Raw genomic sequence first — 20467 nt, forward strand, 5'->3', positions numbered from 1 at the left:
TCGTCAACTGCGGTGCAACCGGGTGCGGTGGTATCCTGTGCGCCCATTTGCCGCCGACGCCCAATGGCCTCGCGTAGCTTTGCCCGATTCAAGGTGATGCCATGACTACCCGCACCGAGGCTGTAAAGGCCTACCTGCTTGACCTGCAAGACCGCATTTGCAGCGCCCTGGAAACCTTCGAGGCAGACACTCGCTTTATCGAAGACGCCTGGACCCGGCCTGCCGGCGGCGGCGGTCGCACCCGTGTGATCGAGAACGGTACGGTGATCGAAAAAGGCGGCGTCAACTTTTCCCACGTGTTCGGCAGCGGTCTTCCACCGTCCGCCAGTGCCCATCGTCCTGAACTGGCCGGTCGCGGTTTTGAAGCCTTGGGCGTGTCGCTGGTGATCCACCCGCATAACCCTCATGTTCCGACTTCCCACGCCAATGTGCGCTTTTTCATCGCCGAAAAAGAAGGTGAAGAGCCGGTGTGGTGGTTTGGCGGCGGCTTCGACCTCACGCCTTACTACGCCAATGAAGAAGACTGCATCCACTGGCACCGCGTCGCCGAGCAGGCTTGCGCGCCATTCGGCGCGGACGTGTACTCGCGCTACAAGGCCTGGTGCGACACCTACTTCCACATCAAGCACCGCAATGAACCGCGTGGCATCGGCGGCCTGTTCTTCGATGACTTGAACGAGTGGGACTTCGACACCTGCTTCGCCTTCATCCGTGCCATCGGCGACGCCTACATCGACGCCTACCTGCCGATCGTGCAGCGCCGCAAGGCCACCGCCTACACCGAGCAACAGCGTGAATTCCAGGAATTCCGCCGTGGCCGTTACGTTGAATTCAACCTGGTCTACGACCGTGGCACGCTGTTCGGCCTGCAATCGGGCGGGCGTACCGAGTCGATCCTGATGTCGCTGCCGCCCCAAGTGCGCTGGAGCTACGACTGGAAAGCCGAAGCCGGCAGCGAAGAGGCGCGCCTCACCGACTATTTCCTGCAAGACCGTGACTGGCTGGGCCTTGCCGCGCCAAAGGCGGCGGTCTGATGGATCGTTATGTGGTATTCGGCAACCCCATCGGGCATAGCAAGTCGCCGCTGATTCACCGGATGTTCGCCGAACAGACTGGCGAGCAGTTGGACTACAGCACCTTGCTCGCACCCTTGGATGATTTCATCGGCTGCGCCCGTGAGTTCTTTCAGCAAGGCCGTGGTGCCAACGTCACCGTGCCGTTCAAGGAAGACGCGTACCGCCTGGCCAACACTCTCACCGAACGCGCCCTACGTGCTGGCGCGGTGAATACCCTGAGCAAGCTCGCCGATGGCACGCTGCTGGGGGACAACACCGACGGCGCCGGCCTGGTGCGCGACCTTACGGTCAACGCCGGGTTGAGCCTGCAAGGCAAACGTATCCTGCTGCTGGGCGCCGGTGGCGCGGTACGTGGCGCGTTGGAGCCGTTGCTGGCGCAGCAGCCGGCATCGTTGATCATCGCCAACCGCACCGTGGAAAAGGCCGAGATGCTCGCCGAGCTGTTCGACGACCTGGGCCCCGTGTCTGCCAGCGGTTTCGACTGGTTGCGTGAGCCGGTGGACGTGATCATCAACGCCACCTCCGCCAGCCTGTCAGGCGATGTACCGCCGATTGCCGGCAGCCTGATCGAACCGGGCAAGACGTTTTGCTACGACATGATGTACGCCAAGGAGCCGACGGCATTCTGCCGCTGGGCGACTGAACAAGGCGCGTCTGTGGCGATGGATGGCCTGGGTATGTTGGTGGAACAGGCGGCGGAAGCGTTCTTCCTGTGGCGCGGTGTGCGCCCGGAATCGGCGCCCGTATTGGCTGAACTACGCCGCCAACTGGCTTGACACAAACCCAATGTGGGCACGGTCAGTGTGGGAGCAGGCAAGCCAGCTCCCACACTGACCATATTCAGTCTTCGAAGTGAATGGGGCACCTGTCGGCCCCTTCCAGTTTCTTCAATTCCTCCACGACTTGAGGCCTTGCCCGACGCAAGGTCAAACTCCTCCCCAACCCCCGCAACCTGCGCGCCTCCTGGTGCAGCATCTCCACCCCGGAGTAGTCGATAAAGTTGATCTGCTGCGCCTCGATTACCACCCGCTCGCCCTGCAGCCGTTGCAGGCGCACTTGCAGGTAATGGCTGGCGCCAAAGAAGATCGAACCGCCCACCCGCAGCACATCCTCATCACCGTCGCGCCAATGCTGCACCCGTGGCTGCGAGGTGCGCTTGAGGTAGAAAAACAACGACGCCAGCACCCCCGCATAAATCGCCGTTTGCAGTTCCAGCAGCAGGGTGGCGACGCACGTGAGAGCCATCACCAGGAATTCGGCGCGGCTCACCCGGAACAAGGCGCGAATGCCGCGACGGTCCACCAGCCCCCAACTGATCAACAGAATGCTCGCGGCCATGCTCGGGATCGGGATATGGGCGATCAAGGCCGCGCCAAACAGCGCAAACAGCGCCACCCACAACGCCGAAAACACCCCGGCCAGCGGCGAGCAGGCGCCGGCTTCGTAACTCAGGCCAGAGCGGGTAAAGGAACCGGCTGACAGGTACCCGGAGAAAAATCCGCCGACGATATTGGATAAACCCTGCGCCCGGACTTCCTGATTGGCATCGAGCAACTGCTGCGAGCGCGCCGACAGCGAGCGTGCAATCGACAGGCTGGTCACCAGCCCGAGCATGCCCACCGCCACGGCGCTGGGCAGCAGGCGCAAGATCATATCCAGGTCCATCGGCAACGGGCTGAACGGCGGCAGCTTGCCGATAAACGAACTGACCCGCGCCACATGCCCGAACATCGCCGGCCACAGCCAGGCCACCAGGCTGCCCAGTGCCAGCGCGATCAACAGCGTCGGCCAGCGCGGTACCCGGTATTTCAGCAGCGCCCCCACCAACAATGTACCCAGGCCCAGGGCCAGTGAGGCGTGGTCCCATTCCCCGCTGTGATCCACCAGCGCCATCAGGCTCTTGATCGCCGTGGCCTGGCTGGGCAGATCCAGCCCCAACAGGTTCGGCAGTTGCCCCAGGGCAATGACCACGGCGGCGCCCAGGGTGAAACCCAGCACCACCGAGTGGGACACGAAATTCACCAGCGCGCCGAAGCGCAGCATGCCCAGCAACCACTGGAAAACCCCGGCAAGGAATGTGAGCAGCAGGATCAGGGTGATGTAGTCCTGGGAACCCGGCACGGCCAGTGGGCTGACGCTGGCGTACAGCACGATGGAAATCGCCGCCGTCGGGCCGCAGATCAGGTGCCAGGATGAGCCCCAGAGGCAGGCGATCAGCACCGGAATGATCGCGGCGTAGAGCCCATACTCTGGTGGGAGGCCGGCAATCAGTGCGTAGGCAATCGACTGCGGCAAGGCCAGTACGGCGCCGCTGAGTCCCACCATCGCATCCCGGCCGACGCTCGCGCGAGTCTGGCGCGGGAGCCAGCTGAGGAAGGGGAAAAGTGTGTGGCGGTTGGGCCGGGGCATCAGGGTCTCGGTCTTGAAGTTTGGCGCAGAATATCAGCACACACTGGACTTTGTGGGAGCGGGCTTGCTCGCGAATGCGGTGGTTCAGCTAAGCAATCGTTGGCTGACACACCGCATTCGCGAGCAAGCCCGCTCCCACATTTGGATTGCATCTGGTCTTAGAGTTTTGCTTTTACTGCCGATAGTGCATCTTTGCCATCCACGGTCTTCACCCCCTCCAGCCACTTATCCAACACCGCCGGATTGGCCTTGATCCACGCCTTCGCCGCATCCGCATTGCTGACCTTGTTGTTGCTCACCTCGGCCATGATGCTGTTCTCCATCTCCTGGGTAAAACTCAGGTTGGTCAGCAGTTTTCCTACGTTCGGGCAGGCTTGTGCGTAGCCTTTGCGCGTCAGGGTGTACACGCTGCCGGTGTCGCCGAAGTACTTCTCGCCGCCCTTGAGGTAATGCATTTTCAACTGCACGTTCATCGGGTGCGGGGTCCAGCCGAGGAAGGTCACGAATTTCTGCTTCTTAACCGCCCGCGATACTTCGGCGAGCATCGCCTGTTCGCTGGACTCGATCAGTTTCCATTGGCCGAGGTCGAAGTCGTTTTTCTTGATGATGTCCTGCAACGAGATATTTGCCGGCGCGCCGGAGCCGATGCCGTAGATTTTCTTGTCGAACTTGTCGGCAAACTTGTTCAAGTCGGCAAACTCATGCACACCGGCGGCCCACACGTAGTCCGGCACGGCAAGGGTGAACTCGGTGCCTTCGAGGTTTTTCGCCAACTGCACCACTTCGCCATTGGCGATGAACTTGTCATAGAACCCCTGCTGCGCCGGCATCCAGTTACCGAGGAACACGTCCACCTGGCCGTCCTTGAGCCCGCCAAAGGTGATCGGCACCGCCAGGGTGTCGACCTTGGCCTTGTAGCCCATGCCCGTCAGCAGAAAGCTGGTGATGGCATTGGTGGCGGCGATGTCGCTCCAGCCCGGATCGGCCATTTTCACCGTGTCACAACTGGTGTCCGCATACACATTGGCGCTGCTCAACGCCAAGATGCCCAGCACCGCAGTCAACTTTTGCATGGCCTTCCCTCTGTCTATTTATTGGTTTTGGCAGGGTTGTGGATAACGTGCCTTGCGCTCCAGGTCGTCGAGGTCGATGTGGTTGCGCATGTATTGCTGACTGGCGTCCACCAGTGGCTGGTGATCCCAGCTCTTCAGCTTGCCCTGGGTCAGGGCGTCAAACACCAGGCGACGGCGGCGTTGGCTGGCGAGCACCTGCTGGTGGATCGCCGGGATGTCCCATTTGGCCCGCGCCTCACTTAAAAACGCCTCGAACAGCGGCCGGTGTTCCGGTGACTGGCTGAGGTTCTCCCGCTCGTGCGGGTCGTTGTGCACATCAAACAGCAGGCACGGATCGTCCTCGCTGTAGATGAATTTGAAGCTGGCGCGGCGAATCATCATCAGCGGGCTGATGGTGCCTTCGGCCATGTATTCGCCAAAAACTTCGTCGTGCCCGCCCTGCCCCTGCAAGTGCGAGACCAGCGAGCGGCCGTCCAGTGGCAAGCGTGGGTCCAGCGCGCCGCCGGCCAGTTCGACCAGCGTGGGCAGCAGGTCGGCAGTGGACACGGCGTTGCTGACCCGCCCCGGCGCAAATTGCCCCGGCGCGCTGACCAACAGCGGCACCCGGGCGGCCATTTCAAACCAGTGCATTTTGTACCAGAGGCCGCGCTCGCCGAGCATGTCGCCATGGTCGCCGGAGAAGATGATGATGGTGTCATCGGCCAGGCCAGTGTCTTCCAGGGTTTGCAGCAATTTTCCGACATTGCTGTCGATGTAACTGCACGCGCCGAAGTAGGCACGCCGTGCATCGCGGATCTTATCCACCGGCAGCGGCTTGCCCCACAGGTCGTAGACCTTGAGCAGACGCTGGGAGTGCGGGTCGAGATCCTCCTGCGCAGGCGTTGCAGGCAAGGGGATTTCGGCGTCGTCGTACAAATCCCAGAACGGTTTGGGAATCGTGTACGGATCATGGGGATGGGTCATCGACACGGTCAGGCAGAACGGCCGGTCGCCGTCTTCGCGAATGTGGTCGAACAGGTATTGCTGGGCCTTGAACACCACCTCCTCGTCGAAATCCAGCTGGTTGGTGCGCACGCATGGCCCGGCTTGCAGCACCGAGGACATGTTGTGAAACCAACTGGGGCGCACGTCCGGTTCATCCCAGTTCACCGCCCAGCCGTAGTCGGCGGGATAGATGTCACTGGTCAGGCGTTCTTCATAGCCGTGCAACTGGTCGGGGCCGCAGAAGTGCATCTTGCCTGACAGCGCCGTGCGGTAGCCGAGGCGACGCAGGTAGTGGGCATACGTCGGTATATCGGCGGGGAAATCGGCCGCGTTGTCGTAGGCGCCGATCTTGCTCGGCAGCTGGCCACTGACCAGGGTGAAACGCGACGGTGCGCACAGCGGGCTGTTGCAATAGGCGGCGTCAAACACCACGCCCTGGGCGGCGAGGCGGCTCAAATTCGGTAATTGGATCGGCGAAGAACCGTAGAACGGCAGCAACGGTGCGGCCATTTGATCGGCCATGATGAAAAGAATGTTCTTGCGCTTCATGGGTTCTCGGCATTCCATAGGCGGTGTTTATGCGAATGAGCATGCAGCCCATGGAAATTGGGGTAAAGCCCATGAAACGCAATGTCTAGGATAAGCACAGCTTATGTATGAAGCCCTAGGGGATTTGTCCCTCGACCTGCTGCGCGCCTTTGAAGCGGCCGCGCGTCACCGCAGTTTTACCGCTGCCGCGATGGAACTGGGCACCACCCAGCCGGCCATCAGCCAGCAGATCAAGCGCCTGGAGGAACAGCTGGCAACCCGCCTGTTTGATCGTATCTATCGCGGCATCGAACTGACCGACGCCGGCGCGCTGCTGTTTGAGCACGTGCAAGGCGGTTTGCAGAACATCAACCAGGGCTTGAGCGCGATCACCCAGCAGGATCAGCACGAAGTGCTGCAAGTGGCCACCGACTTCGCCTTCGCCGCCTATTGGCTGATGCCGCGCCTGCATCGCTTCCACCAGGCCAACCCGCAGGTCGATGTAAGCCTGGTCACCAGCGAGCGCAACCACGCCAGCCTGCGCAGTGACATTGACGTGGCGGTGCTGTTCGGCGACGGCCGCTTCAAGCAGGGCGAAAGCCTGTGGCTGTTCAACGAGGAAGTGTTCCCGGTGTGCAGCCCGCAGTGGCTCAAGGCCCAGGCCACGCCGCTGACTGTACAGAATCTGCACGATTTTCCCTTGCTGCACCTGCGCCAGGAAAACAACAGCCAGTGGTTCGACTGGAGCGGCGTGTTCCGCGAGCTGGGCATCAGCGCCGCGCCGACGCCCGGGCAACTGCGTTTCGACAACTACACCCTGCTGATCCAGGCGGCCATTGCCGGCCAGGGCGTGGCAATCGGCTGGCGCCACTTGGTGGACAACCTGCTGGAGCAGAACTGGCTGTGTCGACCGTTCGGCGACACGGTGGTCTCGCGCTTCGGCTACTACGTGGTGCAGCCCCAGCGCAAACGTCGCGGGCAGTTGGTCGAGCGCTTTGTCCAGTGGCTATTGGCCGAACAGGCCAGCAGCGCGCAGTCATTGACCGGGCTGGCCCTCCCGTCGATTGCGGTCTAGGATTTGGCGCTTACTGGATCCGGAGGCCGTCATGCAACGTATCAAGGGCTACCACGCCCATGTCTACTTCGACGCGAGCACCCTCGAACAGGCGCGCACCTTGTGCGAAGAGGCCGCCAAACTTTTTCCGCTGCGCATGGGCCGTGTGCATGAACGGCCGGTGGGCCCGCACCCGGATTGGAGCTGCCAGCTGGCGTTCGATCCCGAATACATCGGCGTGGTGCTGCCGTGGTTGGTGATTCATCGCAACGGTCTGGTGGTGTTCCTGCACCCCGATACCGGCGATGACCTCAAGGATCACACCGACTACGCGGTCTGGATGGGGGCGATGCCAGAGTTGAATTTGTCAGCATTTTCTTAGATCAAATCCCTAAATATGGGATTGATATTTATATATTGAGACTTTCCTCCGCGTAGGTTTATATTCGTCGCATCCGCTCAGAACTCAGGTGAAGCGATGCAGGCGCAATTGATCGCGCTCGATTGGGGAACCAGCTCCCTTCGTGCTTACAAACTCGGCCCGGCAGGCGTCGTGCTGGAACACCGCGCGCTGGCGTGCGGGATCATGCATTTGCCCAGCGAGCCCCGGGACATTGCCGGCGTGCGTTGCAGTGATGGCTTCGAGCTGGCCTTCGACACGGCCTGCGGCGATTGGCTCGACGCCCAGCCAGGCGTGCCGGTGATCGCCTGCGGCATGGTCGGCAGCGCCCAGGGCTGGAGCGAGGCGGCCTATCGCAATACCCCCGTCGACGTCGCCAGCCTCGGCCAGGCTTTGCACCGCGTGCGTAGCCTGCGCGGGGTGGACGTGCATATCGTGCCGGGCGTGATCGAGCAGGCCGGCTTGCCCAACGTGATGCGCGGCGAAGAAACTCAGGTGCTGGGCGTGCTGCAAGGGCTTGGCGCCGACGTGCTGATCGGCCTGCCGGGCAGCCATTCCAAGTGGGTCGAGGTGGTCGATGGCTGCATCACCCATTTCGATACCTTCATGACTGGGGAAGTGTTTGCGGTGTTGAGCAAACACAGCATCCTCGGGCGCACCCAGCAGATCACCGAACAGTTCCAGGCCGAAGCCTTCGACCGTGGCGTGCAGGTGGCGCTGTCGGAGGACGGCCGGCGCGGTGTGCTGTCGACCCTGTTCAGCGCCCGCACCCTGGGGCTCACGGCCGAACTTTCGCCGCAGCAGCAGCCCGACTACCTGTCCGGCCTGCTGATCGGCCATGAACTGATCGGGCTGCCGGAGCGCGCCAAACAGCAGCCGATCATCCTGGTGGGCGCAGCGCCATTGTGTGCCCGCTACCAACGCGCCCTCGCCCTCTGCGGTTTCGCCCACGTCAGCCTCGCGCAGGAGGCCACCGCGCGCGGCCTGTGGCAGTTGGCCGTGGCCGCCGGGCTCACTCAACCAGCATTGCAGGTCTGACATGCTCAAGCACGCACTCGCACAAAACGGTTTGATCGCCATCCTGCGCGGTATCCGCCCGGACGAAGCCCAGGCCATCGGCCAGGTGTTGTACCAGGCTGGGTTTCGCGTCATTGAAGTCCCGCTCAACTCGCCGGACCCTTACACCAGCATCCGCACGCTGCGCGACAGCCTGCCCGCCGATTGCCTGATCGGTGCCGGCACGGTGCTGACGCCGGAACAGGTCGAGCAGGTGAAAGCTGCCGGCGGCCAGGTGATCGTCATGCCCCACAGTGACGCCAAGGTCTTGCGTGCCGCAAAAGCGGCAGGGCTGTTTTTGTCGCCGGGCGTTGCCACGCCCACCGAAGCCTTCGCCGCCCTGGCCGAAGGGGCCGACGTATTGAAACTGTTCCCCGCCGAGCAAATGGGCCCGGCGGTGATCAAGGCGTGGCTGGCGGTACTGCCGGCGGGCACGCTGCTGCTGCCGGTGGGCGGCATTACCCCGGACAACATGCAGGTGTTTATCGACGCCGGCGCCAAGGGGTTCGGGCTGGGTTCCGGGTTGTTCAAACCGGGTATGACAGTGGATCAGGTAGCGAGCCGCGCCCAGGCTTATGTCGCCGCCTGGAAAGCCCTGAGCTGAGATCAAGTCTTGCGCCCACAGGCGCCGCATCTATAAGAGAGATAACAGATGAAAATCACCAAACTGACGACCTTTATCGTCCCACCGCGCTGGTGCTTCCTGAAAGTCGAGACCGACCAGGGCGTGACCGGCTGGGGCGAACCCGTGGTCGAAGGCCGCGCCCACACGGTGGCGGCTGCGGTTGAAGAACTGTCCGACTACCTGATCGGCAAAGACCCGCGCAACATCGAAGACATCTGGACCGTGCTCTACCGCGGTGGCTTCTACCGCGGCGGCGCCGTGCACATGAGCGCCCTCGCCGGCATCGACCAGGCGCTGTGGGACATCAAGGGCAAGGCCCTCGGCGTGTCGGTCAGCGACCTGCTCGGCGGCCAGGTGCGTGACAAGATCCGTGTGTATTCGTGGATCGGTGGCGACCGCCCGGCCGACACCGCCCGCGCGGCCAAAGAGGCCGTGGCCCGTGGCTTCACCGCGGTGAAAATGAACGGCACCGAAGAGCTGCAGTTCGTCGACAGCTTCGAAAAAGTCGACCTGGCCCTGGCCAACGTCGCCGCCGTACGTGACGCGGTGGGCCCGAACGTCGGCATCGGCGTCGACTTCCACGGCCGCGTGCACAAGCCTATGGCCAAAGTGCTGATGAAAGAGTTGGACCCGTACAAGCTGATGTTTATCGAAGAGCCGGTGCTCAGCGAAAACTACGAAGCGCTCAAGGAACTGGCGCCGCTGACCAGCACCCCGATTGCCCTCGGCGAGCGCCTGTTCTCGCGATGGGACTTCAAGCGCGTGCTCAGCGAAGGCTACGTCGACATCATCCAGCCGGATGCGTCCCACGCCGGCGGCATCACCGAAACCCGCAAGATCGCCAACATGGCCGAAGCCTACGACGTGGCCCTGGCCCTGCACTGCCCACTGGGCCCGATTGCCCTGGCGGCGTGCCTGCAACTGGACGCGGTTTGCTACAACGCGTTTATCCAGGAGCAAAGCCTGGGCATTCACTACAACGAGAGCAATGACCTGCTCGACTATGTGCGTGATCCGGGTGTGTTCGACTATGACCAGGGCTTCGTGAAGATCCCCAACGGGCCAGGCCTGGGCATCGAGATCAACGAGGAATATGTGATCGAACGCGCGGCCATCGGCCACCGCTGGCGCAACCCGATCTGGCGCCACGCCGACGGTAGCTTTGCCGAGTGGTGATATTTCACTGAAGAAATGCGGTTGAAAATGTGGGAGCGGGCTTGCTCGCGAATACGGTGTGTCAGTCAACACATCTGGGGCTGAACTACCGCATTCGCGAGCAAGCCCGCTCCCACATTTTGATCCGGTTTCTTCAGTCAGCTCCTTTCCAGACCTCAATAAACATAAGAAGAGGCAACCCCCTCATGCATCCTGAATCCTTCACCGGGCAGGCTTCTTTAGTCACGCCTACCAGAAAGCGTTTCTTCATCATGGTGCTGCTGTTCATCACCGTGGTGATCAACTACCTCGACCGCAGCAACCTGTCGATTGCCGCCCCCGCGCTGACCAGCGAACTGGGGATCGACCCGGTACACGTCGGCCTGATCTTCTCTGCGTTCGGCTGGACCTACGCCGCCATGCAGATCCCCGGCGGCTGGCTGGTAGATCGCGTGCCGCCGCGCATTCTCTACACCGCCGCGCTGTTGTTGTGGTCCATCGCCACCGTGATGCTCGGCTTTGCCGCCAGCTTTATCGCGCTGTTCGTCTTGCGCATGGCGGTGGGCGCGCTGGAAGCCCCGGCCTACCCGATCAACAGCCGCGTGGTCACCACCTGGTTCCCCGAGCGCGAGCGCGCCACCGCGATTGGTTTCTACACCTCCGGGCAGTTTGTCGGGCTGGCGTTCCTGACGCCGGTGCTGGCGTGGCTGCAACACGCATTCGGCTGGCACATGGTGTTTGTGGTCACAGGTGGCGTGGGTATTTTGTGGGCGGCAATCTGGTACGCGGTATACCGCGAGCCAAAGGATTTCAAAGGTGCCAACACCGCAGAAATCGAGCTGATCCGTGAAGGCGGCGGCCTGGTGGATATGCAGGAAAAAACCGCGAAGACGCCGTTCAGCTGGGTCGACCTGGGGATAGTGCTGAGCAAGCGCAAACTCTGGGGCATCTACCTGGGGCAGTTCTGCCTGAACTCCACGCTGTGGTTTTTCCTGACGTGGTTCCCGACCTACCTGGTGAAATATCGCGGCATGGACTTCATCAAGTCTGGCCTGCTCGCGTCGCTGCCGTTTCTCGCCGCATTTGTGGGTGTGTTGTGTTCCGGGATCTTTTCCGACTGGCTGATTCGCCGCGGAGCCTCGGTGGGCTTTGCGCGCAAGTTGCCGATCATTGGCGGGCTGCTGATTTCCACGGCAATCATCGGTGCGAACTATGTGGACTCGACGGCGTGGGTCATTGCGTTCCTGGCGCTGGCGTTTTTTGGCAACGGGCTGGCATCGATCACCTGGTCGCTGGTCTCGACCCTGGCCCCGGCACGGTTGCTCGGGTTGACGGGTGGTGTGTTCAACTTCATCGGCAATCTGGCGGCAATCGCCACGCCGATCGTGATTGGCTTCCTGGCCAGCGGTGACTCGTTTGCTCCCGCGATTACCTACATCGCCGTGTTGGCGTTGCTGGGTGCGCTTTCCTACGTGCTGCTGGTCGGCAAAGTCGAACGCATCCAACTGTAACCCCCGTAGTGAGCGGGCTTGCCCGCGCTGGGGGGCAAGCCGTCCCAAACAGCCCCCGCGGTGTTTCAGAGAGACCGAGGTGTCTGGATTTGGGGCGGCTTCGCCCCCCAGCGCGGGGCAAGCCCGCTCACTACAAGACCCGGGTCAGTTGAGGACGCCGTCGAGGATCTCGTAGACGATGCCGGTGCCTACCGCGATCAACACGATGTCCGGCCCCGAACGGCGCCATTCATAACCCTGGTACACCGGCAGCCGTGCCAGCGCGCGGTTGTCCAGGCGTTCGCCGTAGTAACCATGGGGCAGCGGCTTGCCACGTACCAGGCGCACATTCGGCGGCGGCGGTGCGCCACGGGAGAACTGGCCGTGGTTGTCGCGGATCACCTGGCGTACCGGGCCGAAATCCTGGGGCGGGCCGCCGCGACGGTTGTCCTGCGGGCCACGATGGTCGTCGCCACGCGGCTGCTCATGCTGGCCTTGCGGGCCGCCACGCTCAGGGCCGCCCTGATCATTCGGCGCGGCTTGCACCAGGGCACTGGCGCCAAGCACCAGCACGCCAAGGCCGGCAATCACGGATTTAGGCATTTTCATCGGGTATTCCTCAGGGCACACAAACAAAAAAGGGATCTCGAACGAGGTTCGAAATCCCTTGGTCTTGTCAGTTTAGGTACTGAGTTTTCAGTTTGATTCCTGTGTATCAGGAACTTTACCTACCACTTACGAGCCGCTTACTTACGCGCGTTACGGACGCCTTCCGACAATGCCGCGCACAGGCCGAGCACGCCGTCGATGGCTTGCTGATCATTTTTCGCAGTGGCGATGTGATCAATCAACGCCGAACCCACCACTACGCCGTCCGCCAAACGGGCGATCGCCGCTGCTTGTTCCGGGGTGCGGATACCGAAACCGATGCTGATCGGCAGGTCGGTATGCCGACGCAGGCGGGTCACGGCTTCTTCAACGTGTTCCAGGGTGGCGGCACCGGCACCGGTCACACCGGCTACCGACACGTAGTACACAAAGCCGGAGCTGCCATTGAGTACGGTCGGCAGGCGCACGTCATCGGTGGTCGGCGTGGTCAGGCGGATAAAGTCGATGCCTGCAGCCTGGGCCGGGTCGCACAGCTCGCCGTTATGCTCCGGCGGCATGTCGACCACGATCAGGCCGTCGACGCCCGCCTCTTTCGCATCGGCGATGAACTTCGGCACGCCGTATTTGTGGATCGGGTTGAAGTAGCCCATCAACACCAGCGGGGTGTCGCGGTTGTCCTTGCGGAACTCGCGGACCATTTGCAGGGTTTTCAGCAGGTTCTGCTTGGCTTGCAGTGCGCGGATGTTGGCCAGCTGGATCGCCGGGCCGTCGGCCATCGGGTCGGTGAAGGGCATGCCCAGCTCGATCACGTCGGCGCCAGCGGCAGGCAAGCCTTTGAGGATCGCCAGTGAGGTGTCGTAGCCAGGGTCACCGGCGGTGACGAAGGTCACCAGGGCGGCGCGGTTTTGTTCTTTGAGTTGGGCAAAGCGGGTTTGCAGGCGGCTCATCAGTGTTTCTCCTGCTGCGACTGTTCCATGTGATGCATCACGGTTTGCATGTCTTTGTCGCCACGGCCGGAAAGGTTAACCACCATCAGGTGATCTTTCGGCAGGGTCGGTGCGCGTTTGAACACTTCGGCCAGGGCGTGGGCGCTTTCCAGCGCAGGAATGATCCCTTCCAGGCGGCAGCATTTGTGGAAGGCGTCGAGGGCTTCATCGTCAGTCACCGAGGTGTACTGGACGCGGCCGATGTCATGCAACCACGCGTGTTCCGGGCCGATGCCCGGGTAGTCGAGGCCGGCGGAGATCGAGTGGGCGTCGATGATCTGGCCGTCGTCGTCCTGCAACAGGAAGGTGCGGTTACCGTGCAATACGCCAGGTACGCCGCCGTTGAGGCTGGCGGCGTGCTTGCCGGTTTCGATGCCGTGGCCGGCCGCTTCAACACCGATGATTTCCACGCTCTTGTCGTCAAGGAATGGGTGGAACAGGCCCATGGCATTGGAGCCACCGCCGATGCACGCCACCAGGCTGTCCGGCAGGCGGCCTTCCTGGGCTTGCAGCTGGTCGCGGGTTTCTTTGCCGATCACGGCCTGGAAGTCGCGCACCATGGCGGGGTACGGGTGGGGGCCGGCCACGGTGCCGATCAGGTAGAAGGTGCTGTCGACATTGGTTACCCAGTCACGCAGAGCTTCGTTCATGGCGTCTTTCAGGGTGCCGGTGCCGGCGACCACCGGGATCACTTCAGCCCCCAGCAGCTTCATGCGGAACACGTTGGCTTGCTGGCGCTCGATGTCGGTGGTGCCCATGTAGATCACGCATTGCAGGCCGAAGCGCGCCGCCACGGTGGCGGTGGCCACGCCGTGCATGCCCGCGCCGGTCTCGGCGATGATGCGTTTCTTGCCCATGCGCCGCGCCAGCAGGATCTGGCCGATGCAGTTGTTGATCTTGTGCGCGCCGGTGTGGTTCAGCTCTTCGCGCTTGAGGTAGATCTTGGCGCCGCCGCAGAATTCGGTCAGGCGTTCGGCGAAATACAGCGGGCTCGGACGGCCGACGTAGTCGCGCTGGAAGTAGGCCAATTCCTCGTTGAACGCCGGATCGATCTTGGCCGCTTCGTATTCGCGGGCCAGGTCGAGGATCAACGGCATCAGGGTTTCAGCGACGTAACGGCCGCCGAACGCGCCAAACAGGCCGTTGGCGTCTGGGCCGTTGCGTAGGTCGGTCTGGGACTGAGTCATAGGACGCTCCAGGAAGGAATGGGTGTAGGAAACAATGACGGCCACTCTACCCCTGACGCAGTGGCCTGAAAACCGATAAGATCGCTGCAACATGTCAGGAAAACTCACATATGAGCCGCGACCTTCCGCCCCTTAACGCCCTGCGTGCGTTTGAAGCCACTGCGCGATTGAACAGCGTCAGCCAGGCAGCCGAGAGATTACATGTGACCCACGGCGCGGTCAGTCGCCAGTTGAAGGTGCTGGAAGAGCACTTGGGCGTGAGCCTGTTCGTCAAGGATGGGCGTGGCCTTAAACTCACAGATGCCGGTGTGCGCCTGCGTGACGCGAGTGCCGAGGCGTTCGAGCACTTGAGGGATGTGTGTGCAGAGTTGACCCAGGCCAGCGCCGACGCGCCGTTCGTGCTCGGTTGTTCAGGCAGTTTGCTGGCGCGCTGGTTGATTCCGCGCCTGGGCCGCCTGAATGCAGACCTGCCGGATTTGCGTCTGCACCTGTCGGCGGGTGACGGTGATCTTGACCCACGGCGTCCGGGACTGGACGCCTTGCTGGTGTTCGCCGAACCACCGTGGCCGGCGGACATGCAAGTGTATGAACTGGCCAGCGAACGCATCGGCCCGGTGCTGAGCCCACGCTTTGCCGGCTACGAGCGGCTGCGGCATGCGCCCGCCTCGGCCTTGTGCGGCGAAGCCTTGCTGCACACGACTTCGCGCCCGCAAGCCTGGCCCAGTTGGGCACAGCAACACGGCATTGAGCCCGGTGCGTTGAAACACGGCCAGGGGTTTGAGCATTTGTATTATTTGCTGGAAGCAGCGGTGGCCGGGTTGGGCGTGGCGATTGCGCCGCAGCCGCTGGTGGCCGAGGACTTGCGCGCGGGTCGCCTGGTGGCGCCGTGGGGTTTCAGCGAAACCCCGGCGCACCTGGCGTTGTGGCTGCCCAAGCGCGCCGCAGACGGGCGCGCCGGGAGACTGGCGCAGTGGCTCAAGGCTGAGCTTGAGCACCCGCCGGTTTAGTCACCGCGTTTGCACAGCAAGTAAGCAGCCAGCAGACCCAATGCACCTACCGCCACACCGGCTGTAGTCCATGGGTGCTCCTGCGCGTAGTCCCGGGTTGCAACACCGGTTTCGCGGATTTTCACTTTGCTTTCTTCGTAGGCATCGCTGATCAGGTGGCGGGAATGCTTGAGGGCATTCTCGGCGTTGCTTTTCAGGGCCTTCAAGGTCTTGCGCGACTCGTCGGACGCGTCGTCCTTGAGGCTTTCCAGAGACTTGAGCAGGCTCGAAATCTCGGCTTCCATGCTTTCCAGCGACGCTTTGCGTAAAGAAGTGTTGGCCATGTGGATTCTCCTGAAGTGATTGAGTGGCGTGTGTAGATACCGACTCCAGCGCTTTCAGAAAGTGCAGTAAATCTGAACTTTCGCGTAGGAACGGTCGCCAGAAGCAGTATGAACATTGACTGCTAGGCTTTATTGACGACCCTCAGGAGAAACACCATGTCTGATCATCACACCTACAAAAAAGTGGAATTGGTGGGCTCGTCCACCTCCAGCATCGAAGACGCCATCAACAATGCGCTGGCCGAGGCCAACAAGAGCATCAAGCACCTGGAGTGGTTCGAGGTGGTCGATACCCGTGGGCATATCAAGGATGGCAAGGCCGCACACTTTCAGGTCACGCTCAAGGTGGGGTTCCGAATCGCCAGTAGTTGATCGCCGCGGTTGAACTTGCCGACTGGCCGATTGCCATAACCTGCGCTACAACCAATGGGTGCCGACGCCACGAGCGTCGGCACGCTCTTTTTGAACAGCGCAAGGACGGTAACGGATGAAGAAGTTTCTGCTAGCGGTAGGTTTGTTGAGCATTGCGGGTACGGCCCTGGCGGCGGGCAAGCCTTGTGACGAGCTGAAGAGCGAGATTGCAGCGAAACTGGATGCCAAGGGCGTTGCGCACTATTCCCTGGACGTTGTGGAGAAAGGTGCTGCGGGTGACGCCAAAGTGGTTGGCTCGTGTGAAGCCGGCACCAAGGAAATCGTCTACAAACGCGGTTGACCCCGTGTTGCCGGCACCTGTGGCGAGGGAGCAAGCTCCCTCGCCATAAGTGCGTTCTTCAGCCCTTCATCAACTGCGCCAGCAGTTCGTAGGAATAAATCCGGTCGGCGTGTTCGTACAGGTCGCAGGTAAAGATCAACTCGTCTGCACCGGTTTGTTCGATCAGCACTTCCAGTTTGGCGCGGATTTTTGCCGGGCTGCCGACCATCGCCAGGCCAAGGAAGCTGCCGACGGCATCTTTTTCATGGGGTAGCCACAGGCCGTCCATGCTGTTCACGGGTGGGCGCTGCACCAGGCTTTGCCCGCGCATCAGCGCGAGGATGCGCTGGTACACCGAGGTGGCCAGATAGTCGGCTTGCTCATCGGTGTCCGCCGCCACCAGCGGAATGCCGAGCATCACGTACGGTTTATCCAACACGGCTGAAGGCTTGAAGTGATTGCGGTAGACGCGAATCGCCTCGTGCATCAAGCGCGGTGCGAAATGGGAGGCGAAGGCGTAAGGCAAACCGCGCTCACCAGCCAGTTGTGCACTGAACAGGCTGGAACCGAGCAGCCACACCGGCACATTGGTGCCGGTGCCGGGTACGGCGATGATGCGTTGGTCCGGGGTGCGCGGGCCGAGGTACGCCATCAGTTCGGCAACGTCCTCGGGGAACTCGTCGGCGCTGCCGGAGCGTTCACGGCGCAGGGCGCGGGCGGTCATCTGGTCGGAGCCGGGCGCGCGGCCCAGGCCCAGGTCGATACGGCCGGGGTAGAGGCTTTCCAGGGTGCCGAACTGCTCGGCAATCACCAGCGGCGCGTGGTTGGGCAGCATCACGCCGCCAGAGCCGACGCGAATCGTCGAGGTGCCGCCGGCCAGGTAGCCAAGCAACACCGAGGTGGCCGAGCTGGCGATGCCGTCCATATTGTGGTGTTCCGCCACCCAGAAACGGTTGTAGCCGAACTTTTCCACGTGCTGGGCCAGGTCCAGGGAATTGCGCAACGACTGCGCCGGGCTGCCGTTGGCCCGCACGGGCACGAGGTCGAGGGTCGAGAATTTCACGTCGGACAGCGATTTCATAAGCCTGCTTCTCCAAGGGGGCGCGCAGGCTGTGTAGACGAACCAAGACCTGGCGCTTCATGTGCATGTTCTATGCAATGAGGGCATATACCCGAGATTCAATAGCACGGCAGGAAATTTCCTACTTAATTGCTAGGTTTCTCCGACAGGATGAACTTTGCCTGTCCGACTATCCTCAGAACCCTTACTGACGCAAAACCATCGTTCGAGGAGACCGCTATGAGTATCGTGAAAAAAGCATCTGCACATTGGGAAGGTGATTTGAAGACGGGCCTGGGTTCCATTTCCACGGAAACCGGGGTACTGCGCGAAGCGCCTTACGGCTTCAAGGCGCGTTTTGAAGGTGGCAAGGGCACCAATCCGGAAGAGCTGATCGGCGCGGCCCACGCCGGATGTTTCTCCATGGCGTTCTCCATGATTCTCGGCGATGCCGGGCTCAAGGCTGACAGCATCGACACCCAGGCTGAAGTGACCCTCGATCAAGTCGATGGCGGCTTTGCGATCACGGCGGTGCATCTGATCCTCAAGGCCAAGATCCCGGGTGCGAGCCAGGCGCAGTTCGAAGAACTGAGCAAAAAGGCCAAGGAAGGCTGCCCGGTGTCCAAGGTACTGAATGCGAAAATCAGCCTGGATGCGACGCTGGTTAGCTGATACCGCGGGTCAAAAAATGTGGGAGCGGGCTTGCTCGCGAACGCGCAGTGTCAGCCACTGAATGTGTTTCTGATACCGCGCCTTCGCGAGCAGGCCCGTTTCCATATTGGTTTTGCGTTAAATCAGAACCTGCGTGGGCAAACTATGGTCCTATAGCCATTGCAGCCTAGGCGCACACCCGTGCGCAATGCATTCAGGGAGCTTCACACATGAAACGTTTTGCTTTGGCGATCATCTGCGGTGTGTTGGCCACTTCGGCCGTGGCCGCGCCCAAAGATTGTGAAGAGCTCAGGAAAGAGATCGAGATCAAGATCCAGGCGAACGCCGTGCCGTCCTACACCTTGGAGATCGTGACCAAGGAAGAAGCCGACAAGCACGATGTAGCCATGGTCGTCGGCAGCTGTGAGAACGGCACCAAGGCCATCATTTACCAGAAGAACAACGACTGATCAGAGGCAGTTGACGCTGCGCTCCTCGGCCAGCAGCTTGCGCGCGGCGTTGTACAGCCGGATGTTCGGGGTGTACGCCAGCGAGCGCCCTTCCAGCACATAGCGCTGGCCTGCCTGGAAGTGGTCGTACTGCAACGTTATGAAGCAGGTGCGCTCGGCAGTCTGCCCCAACCCGCCGAAACCGCCGCCAGTCGGCACCTCGAAATCAAAACGCACCATCAGCTCGTGGCGCCCGGGCGGCACTTGGAAGAAGCGCCCATCGTTGAGGTTTTTGCCGTCCAGGCGCTGCGCCATGAGCAGTTTGGCGCCCGGTGTAGGGGTGGTGAAATCGACCCAGGCCTGTTGCGGATCGACTGCCGGTAACGGCGTCGAGGTGCAGGCGCTGAGCAGCAGGACGGCGACGGGAAGCAAGAGCTGACGCATGGCGGGCACTCAATGAAAGAAATGAATTGAGCCTGACGCTACAGACTCCCCATGAGTATAAACACCGCAGGCCATGGAAAAATTCCGTGCCGGCGCGATAGTCTTGCGAGCAAATCACCCAGGAGCGGTTGGGGCATGGTCAGGCGTTTTCTTCCGGGGTTGATGGTGCTGCTGCTCAGCGGCTGCTCAAGTGTCAGCTATTACGGCCAGTTGGCTAGCGGCCAGTGGCAATTGCTGCGCGCTCGAGAGCCGGTTTCCACGGTCATTGCCGACCCCTCTCGCCCCCAACTGCTGCGTGAACACCTGGCGCAAGCGCAAAAGGCGCGGACCTTTGCCAGCGAACAACTGCATTTGCCTGACAACCAGAGCTACAGGTTGTACGCCGACATTGGCCGGCCCTATGTGGTGTGGAATGTCTTCGCCACGACAGAATTTTCCCTGTCGCCTGAAACCCACTGCTTTCCCATCGCCGGTTGCGTCGCCTATCGCGGCTACTACAACCAGGGCGCTGCACGGGGTGAAGCGGCGTTGTTGCGCCAGCGAGGCATGGACGTGTCGATTGGCGGCGTCGAGGCCTACTCGACCCTGGGCTGGTTCAACGACCCGATCCTGAATTCGATGATGAACTGGGGTGACGAGCGCCTGGCCACGCTGATCTTTCATGAGCTGGCGCACCAACGTTTCTATGTGAAGGACGACACCGAATTCAACGAGTCATTTGCCAACTTCGTCGAGCAGGAAGGCACGCGCCAGTGGCGTGCCGCACGGGGGCTGGCGCCGCTCGGCGATGGGGCGTTGCAGCAACGTGACCAGTTTATCCGGCTGATTCTCGATACTCGCCAGCGTCTGGAAAAGCTCTACGCCCAACCGCTGTCGAAGGAGGCGATGCGGGCGGCCAAAGCGCTTGAGTTTGAGCGCTTGCGCAGCGATTACCGGCAGATGCGTGATAGCCAGTGGGCGGGCGACAAGCGTTATGACGCCTGGATCAACCAGCCGATGAACAACGCGCGGCTGTTGCCATTCGGGCTGTATGACCAGTGGGTGCCGGCGTTTGCGGCGTTGTTTCGGCAAGAAGGTGGGGATTGGCTGAGGTTTTATGCGGCGGTGGAGCGGATGGGGGCGTTGCCGGTGGAGCAGCGCAAGGTGGCGTTGAGGCAGTTGGAGATGGAGGGGCTTTAGGGCCTCATCGCGGGCAAGCCCGCTCCCACAT

General features: G+C 61.8%; 23 protein-coding genes. 14 read left to right on the forward strand and 9 right to left on the reverse strand.

The window, feature by feature from the left end; all coding sequences use genetic code 11:
• Window positions 1-101: 101 nt before the first annotated feature.
• Both hemF and aroE read left to right on the forward strand, forming a co-directional pair.
• Entirely contained in the window at window positions 102-1034 is a 933-nt protein-coding gene (gene hemF / locus PSH81_RS00110) for an oxygen-dependent coproporphyrinogen oxidase (RefSeq protein ID WP_305391795.1), read from the forward strand.
• The gene (gene aroE / locus PSH81_RS00115; protein WP_226454771.1) at window positions 1034-1852 is read left to right on the forward strand and encodes a shikimate dehydrogenase; all 819 of its coding nucleotides are present in this window, start codon (window positions 1034-1036) and stop codon (window positions 1850-1852) included. The genes hemF and aroE overlap by 1 nt, the downstream gene beginning before the upstream one ends.
• 64 nt (window positions 1853-1916) lie before the next feature.
• On the opposite strand, the gene PSH81_RS00120 is transcribed toward aroE, so the two are convergent.
• The 3 genes from PSH81_RS00120 to betC all read right to left on the reverse strand — a co-directional run bounded on the left by PSH81_RS00120 (window position 1917) and on the right by betC (window position 6091).
• Entirely contained in the window at window positions 1917-3485 is a 1569-nt protein-coding gene (locus tag PSH81_RS00120) for a SulP family inorganic anion transporter (protein WP_226454772.1), read from the reverse strand.
• A 158-nt stretch (window positions 3486-3643) separates the two neighbouring features.
• Window positions 3644-4558 carry a choline ABC transporter substrate-binding protein gene (gene choX / locus PSH81_RS00125; protein ID WP_226454773.1) on the reverse strand — a complete coding sequence of 305 codons (915 nt, stop codon included), beginning with the start codon at window positions 4556-4558 and terminating at the stop codon, window positions 3644-3646.
• 18 nt (window positions 4559-4576) lie between these two features.
• On the reverse strand, window positions 4577-6091 hold the full coding sequence (gene betC, locus PSH81_RS00130; protein WP_305391796.1) for a choline-sulfatase: 1515 nt from the start codon (window positions 6089-6091) through the stop codon (window positions 4577-4579).
• Between the two features lie 103 nt (window positions 6092-6194).
• Here betC and PSH81_RS00135 point away from each other — a divergent pair, with 103 nt between their 5' ends.
• From PSH81_RS00135 to PSH81_RS00160, 6 genes are all read left to right on the forward strand, one after another.
• Entirely contained in the window at window positions 6195-7145 is a 951-nt protein-coding gene (locus PSH81_RS00135; RefSeq protein ID WP_226454775.1) for a LysR family transcriptional regulator, read from the forward strand.
• A gap of 31 nt (window positions 7146-7176) precedes the next feature.
• Window positions 7177-7506 carry a DOPA 4,5-dioxygenase family protein gene (locus PSH81_RS00140; protein ID WP_305391797.1) on the forward strand — a complete coding sequence of 110 codons (330 nt, stop codon included), beginning with the start codon at window positions 7177-7179 and terminating at the stop codon, window positions 7504-7506.
• Window positions 7507-7602: 96 nt separating this feature from the next.
• Entirely contained in the window at window positions 7603-8562 is a 960-nt protein-coding gene (locus tag PSH81_RS00145) for a 2-dehydro-3-deoxygalactonokinase (protein ID WP_305391798.1), read from the forward strand.
• Between the two features lies 1 nt (window position 8563).
• Complete coding sequence (locus tag PSH81_RS00150; RefSeq protein ID WP_305391799.1) at window positions 8564-9184, forward strand: 2-dehydro-3-deoxy-6-phosphogalactonate aldolase; 621 nt, start codon at window positions 8564-8566, stop codon at window positions 9182-9184.
• Between the two features lie 48 nt (window positions 9185-9232).
• A complete protein-coding gene (gene dgoD / locus PSH81_RS00155; protein WP_003170741.1) occupies window positions 9233-10381 on the forward strand; it encodes a galactonate dehydratase in 1149 nt (382 codons plus the stop codon).
• A 185-nt stretch (window positions 10382-10566) separates the two neighbouring features.
• Complete coding sequence (locus PSH81_RS00160) at window positions 10567-11871, forward strand: MFS transporter (RefSeq protein WP_226454778.1); 1305 nt, start codon at window positions 10567-10569, stop codon at window positions 11869-11871.
• A gap of 144 nt (window positions 11872-12015) precedes the next feature.
• On the opposite strand, the gene PSH81_RS00165 is transcribed toward PSH81_RS00160, so the two are convergent.
• From PSH81_RS00165 to trpB, 3 genes are all read right to left on the reverse strand, one after another.
• Window positions 12016-12459, reverse strand: coding sequence for an anti-virulence regulator CigR family protein (locus tag PSH81_RS00165; protein WP_226454779.1), 444 nt, complete (start codon window positions 12457-12459; stop codon window positions 12016-12018).
• 137 nt (window positions 12460-12596) lie between these two features.
• On the reverse strand, window positions 12597-13406 hold the full coding sequence (trpA, locus tag PSH81_RS00170; RefSeq protein WP_192298163.1) for a tryptophan synthase subunit alpha: 810 nt from the start codon (window positions 13404-13406) through the stop codon (window positions 12597-12599).
• Window positions 13406-14632, reverse strand: a complete 1227-nt coding sequence (gene trpB, locus PSH81_RS00175; protein WP_226454781.1) for a tryptophan synthase subunit beta — start codon at window positions 14630-14632, stop codon at window positions 13406-13408. Before trpB ends, trpA begins: the two co-directional genes overlap by 1 nt.
• 110 nt (window positions 14633-14742) lie before the next feature.
• Here trpB and PSH81_RS00180 point away from each other — a divergent pair, with 110 nt between their 5' ends.
• Window positions 14743-15639, forward strand: coding sequence for a LysR family transcriptional regulator (locus PSH81_RS00180; protein WP_192298165.1), 897 nt, complete (start codon window positions 14743-14745; stop codon window positions 15637-15639).
• On the opposite strand, the gene PSH81_RS00185 is transcribed toward PSH81_RS00180, so the two are convergent.
• The gene (locus PSH81_RS00185; protein WP_003170746.1) at window positions 15636-15962 is read right to left on the reverse strand and encodes a YqjD family protein; all 327 of its coding nucleotides are present in this window, start codon (window positions 15960-15962) and stop codon (window positions 15636-15638) included. The two genes, PSH81_RS00180 and PSH81_RS00185, sit on opposite strands and share 4 nt — an antisense overlap.
• A gap of 156 nt (window positions 15963-16118) precedes the next feature.
• Between PSH81_RS00185 and PSH81_RS00190 the strand changes: the two genes are divergently transcribed.
• A complete protein-coding gene (locus PSH81_RS00190; RefSeq protein ID WP_003220389.1) occupies window positions 16119-16334 on the forward strand; it encodes a dodecin in 216 nt (71 codons plus the stop codon).
• A gap of 115 nt (window positions 16335-16449) precedes the next feature.
• Complete coding sequence (locus PSH81_RS00195) at window positions 16450-16674, forward strand: DUF1161 domain-containing protein (RefSeq protein ID WP_192298166.1); 225 nt, start codon at window positions 16450-16452, stop codon at window positions 16672-16674.
• A 58-nt stretch (window positions 16675-16732) separates the two neighbouring features.
• On the opposite strand, the gene PSH81_RS00200 is transcribed toward PSH81_RS00195, so the two are convergent.
• Window positions 16733-17734, reverse strand: coding sequence for an LLM class flavin-dependent oxidoreductase (locus PSH81_RS00200; RefSeq protein ID WP_305391800.1), 1002 nt, complete (start codon window positions 17732-17734; stop codon window positions 16733-16735).
• Window positions 17735-17953: 219 nt separating this feature from the next.
• Here PSH81_RS00200 and PSH81_RS00205 point away from each other — a divergent pair, with 219 nt between their 5' ends.
• Both PSH81_RS00205 and PSH81_RS00210 read left to right on the forward strand, forming a co-directional pair.
• Window positions 17954-18385 carry an OsmC family protein gene (locus PSH81_RS00205; RefSeq protein WP_192298168.1) on the forward strand — a complete coding sequence of 144 codons (432 nt, stop codon included), beginning with the start codon at window positions 17954-17956 and terminating at the stop codon, window positions 18383-18385.
• Window positions 18386-18594: 209 nt separating this feature from the next.
• Window positions 18595-18834: a DUF1161 domain-containing protein gene (locus tag PSH81_RS00210; RefSeq protein WP_192298169.1), complete on the forward strand. Its 240-nt coding sequence runs from the start codon at window positions 18595-18597 to the stop codon at window positions 18832-18834.
• On the opposite strand, the gene PSH81_RS00215 is transcribed toward PSH81_RS00210, so the two are convergent.
• Window positions 18835-19257, reverse strand: coding sequence for a hypothetical protein (locus PSH81_RS00215; RefSeq protein ID WP_192298170.1), 423 nt, complete (start codon window positions 19255-19257; stop codon window positions 18835-18837).
• A gap of 135 nt (window positions 19258-19392) precedes the next feature.
• On the opposite strand from PSH81_RS00215, the gene PSH81_RS00220 reads away from it, so the two are divergent.
• On the forward strand, window positions 19393-20436 hold the full coding sequence (locus tag PSH81_RS00220; protein WP_305391801.1) for an aminopeptidase: 1044 nt from the start codon (window positions 19393-19395) through the stop codon (window positions 20434-20436).
• Window positions 20437-20467 lie beyond the last annotated feature (31 nt).

The sequence above is a fragment of the Pseudomonas sp. FP2335 genome (assembly GCF_030687535.1).
Classification (GTDB): Bacteria; Pseudomonadota; Gammaproteobacteria; order Pseudomonadales; family Pseudomonadaceae; genus Aquipseudomonas.

Excerpts from the sequence above, each read along its gene's own strand:
- PSH81_RS00120 (WP_226454772.1), bottom strand. The coding sequence starts at position 3,485 with ATGCCCCGGCCCAACCGCCACACACTTTTCCCCTTCCTCAGCTGGCTC.
- choX (WP_226454773.1), bottom strand. The coding sequence starts at position 4,558 with ATGCAAAAGTTGACTGCGGTGCTGGGCATCTTGGCGTTGAGCAGCGCC.
- hemF (WP_305391795.1), top strand. The coding sequence starts at position 102 with ATGACTACCCGCACCGAGGCTGTAAAGGCCTACCTGCTTGACCTGCAA.
- PSH81_RS00185 (WP_003170746.1), bottom strand. The coding sequence starts at position 15,962 with ATGGCCAACACTTCTTTACGCAAAGCGTCGCTGGAAAGCATGGAAGCC.
- PSH81_RS00190 (WP_003220389.1), top strand. The coding sequence starts at position 16,119 with ATGTCTGATCATCACACCTACAAAAAAGTGGAATTGGTGGGCTCGTCC.
- PSH81_RS00205 (WP_192298168.1), top strand. The coding sequence starts at position 17,954 with ATGAGTATCGTGAAAAAAGCATCTGCACATTGGGAAGGTGATTTGAAG.
- trpB (WP_226454781.1), bottom strand. The coding sequence starts at position 14,632 with ATGACTCAGTCCCAGACCGACCTACGCAACGGCCCAGACGCCAACGGC.
- PSH81_RS00195 (WP_192298166.1), top strand. The coding sequence starts at position 16,450 with ATGAAGAAGTTTCTGCTAGCGGTAGGTTTGTTGAGCATTGCGGGTACG.
- PSH81_RS00200 (WP_305391800.1), bottom strand. The coding sequence starts at position 17,734 with ATGAAATCGCTGTCCGACGTGAAATTCTCGACCCTCGACCTCGTGCCC.
- PSH81_RS00145 (WP_305391798.1), top strand. The coding sequence starts at position 7,603 with ATGCAGGCGCAATTGATCGCGCTCGATTGGGGAACCAGCTCCCTTCGT.
- PSH81_RS00180 (WP_192298165.1), top strand. The coding sequence starts at position 14,743 with ATGAGCCGCGACCTTCCGCCCCTTAACGCCCTGCGTGCGTTTGAAGCC.
- PSH81_RS00135 (WP_226454775.1), top strand. The coding sequence starts at position 6,195 with ATGTATGAAGCCCTAGGGGATTTGTCCCTCGACCTGCTGCGCGCCTTT.
- trpA (WP_192298163.1), bottom strand. The coding sequence starts at position 13,406 with ATGAGCCGCCTGCAAACCCGCTTTGCCCAACTCAAAGAACAAAACCGC.
- PSH81_RS00150 (WP_305391799.1), top strand. The coding sequence starts at position 8,564 with ATGCTCAAGCACGCACTCGCACAAAACGGTTTGATCGCCATCCTGCGC.
- PSH81_RS00215 (WP_192298170.1), bottom strand. The coding sequence starts at position 19,257 with ATGCGTCAGCTCTTGCTTCCCGTCGCCGTCCTGCTGCTCAGCGCCTGC.
- PSH81_RS00210 (WP_192298169.1), top strand. The coding sequence starts at position 18,595 with ATGAAACGTTTTGCTTTGGCGATCATCTGCGGTGTGTTGGCCACTTCG.
- aroE (WP_226454771.1), top strand. The coding sequence starts at position 1,034 with ATGGATCGTTATGTGGTATTCGGCAACCCCATCGGGCATAGCAAGTCG.
- dgoD (WP_003170741.1), top strand. The coding sequence starts at position 9,233 with ATGAAAATCACCAAACTGACGACCTTTATCGTCCCACCGCGCTGGTGC.
- PSH81_RS00160 (WP_226454778.1), top strand. The coding sequence starts at position 10,567 with ATGCATCCTGAATCCTTCACCGGGCAGGCTTCTTTAGTCACGCCTACC.
- betC (WP_305391796.1), bottom strand. The coding sequence starts at position 6,091 with ATGAAGCGCAAGAACATTCTTTTCATCATGGCCGATCAAATGGCCGCA.
- PSH81_RS00165 (WP_226454779.1), bottom strand. The coding sequence starts at position 12,459 with ATGAAAATGCCTAAATCCGTGATTGCCGGCCTTGGCGTGCTGGTGCTT.
- PSH81_RS00140 (WP_305391797.1), top strand. The coding sequence starts at position 7,177 with ATGCAACGTATCAAGGGCTACCACGCCCATGTCTACTTCGACGCGAGC.
- PSH81_RS00220 (WP_305391801.1), top strand. The coding sequence starts at position 19,393 with ATGGTCAGGCGTTTTCTTCCGGGGTTGATGGTGCTGCTGCTCAGCGGC.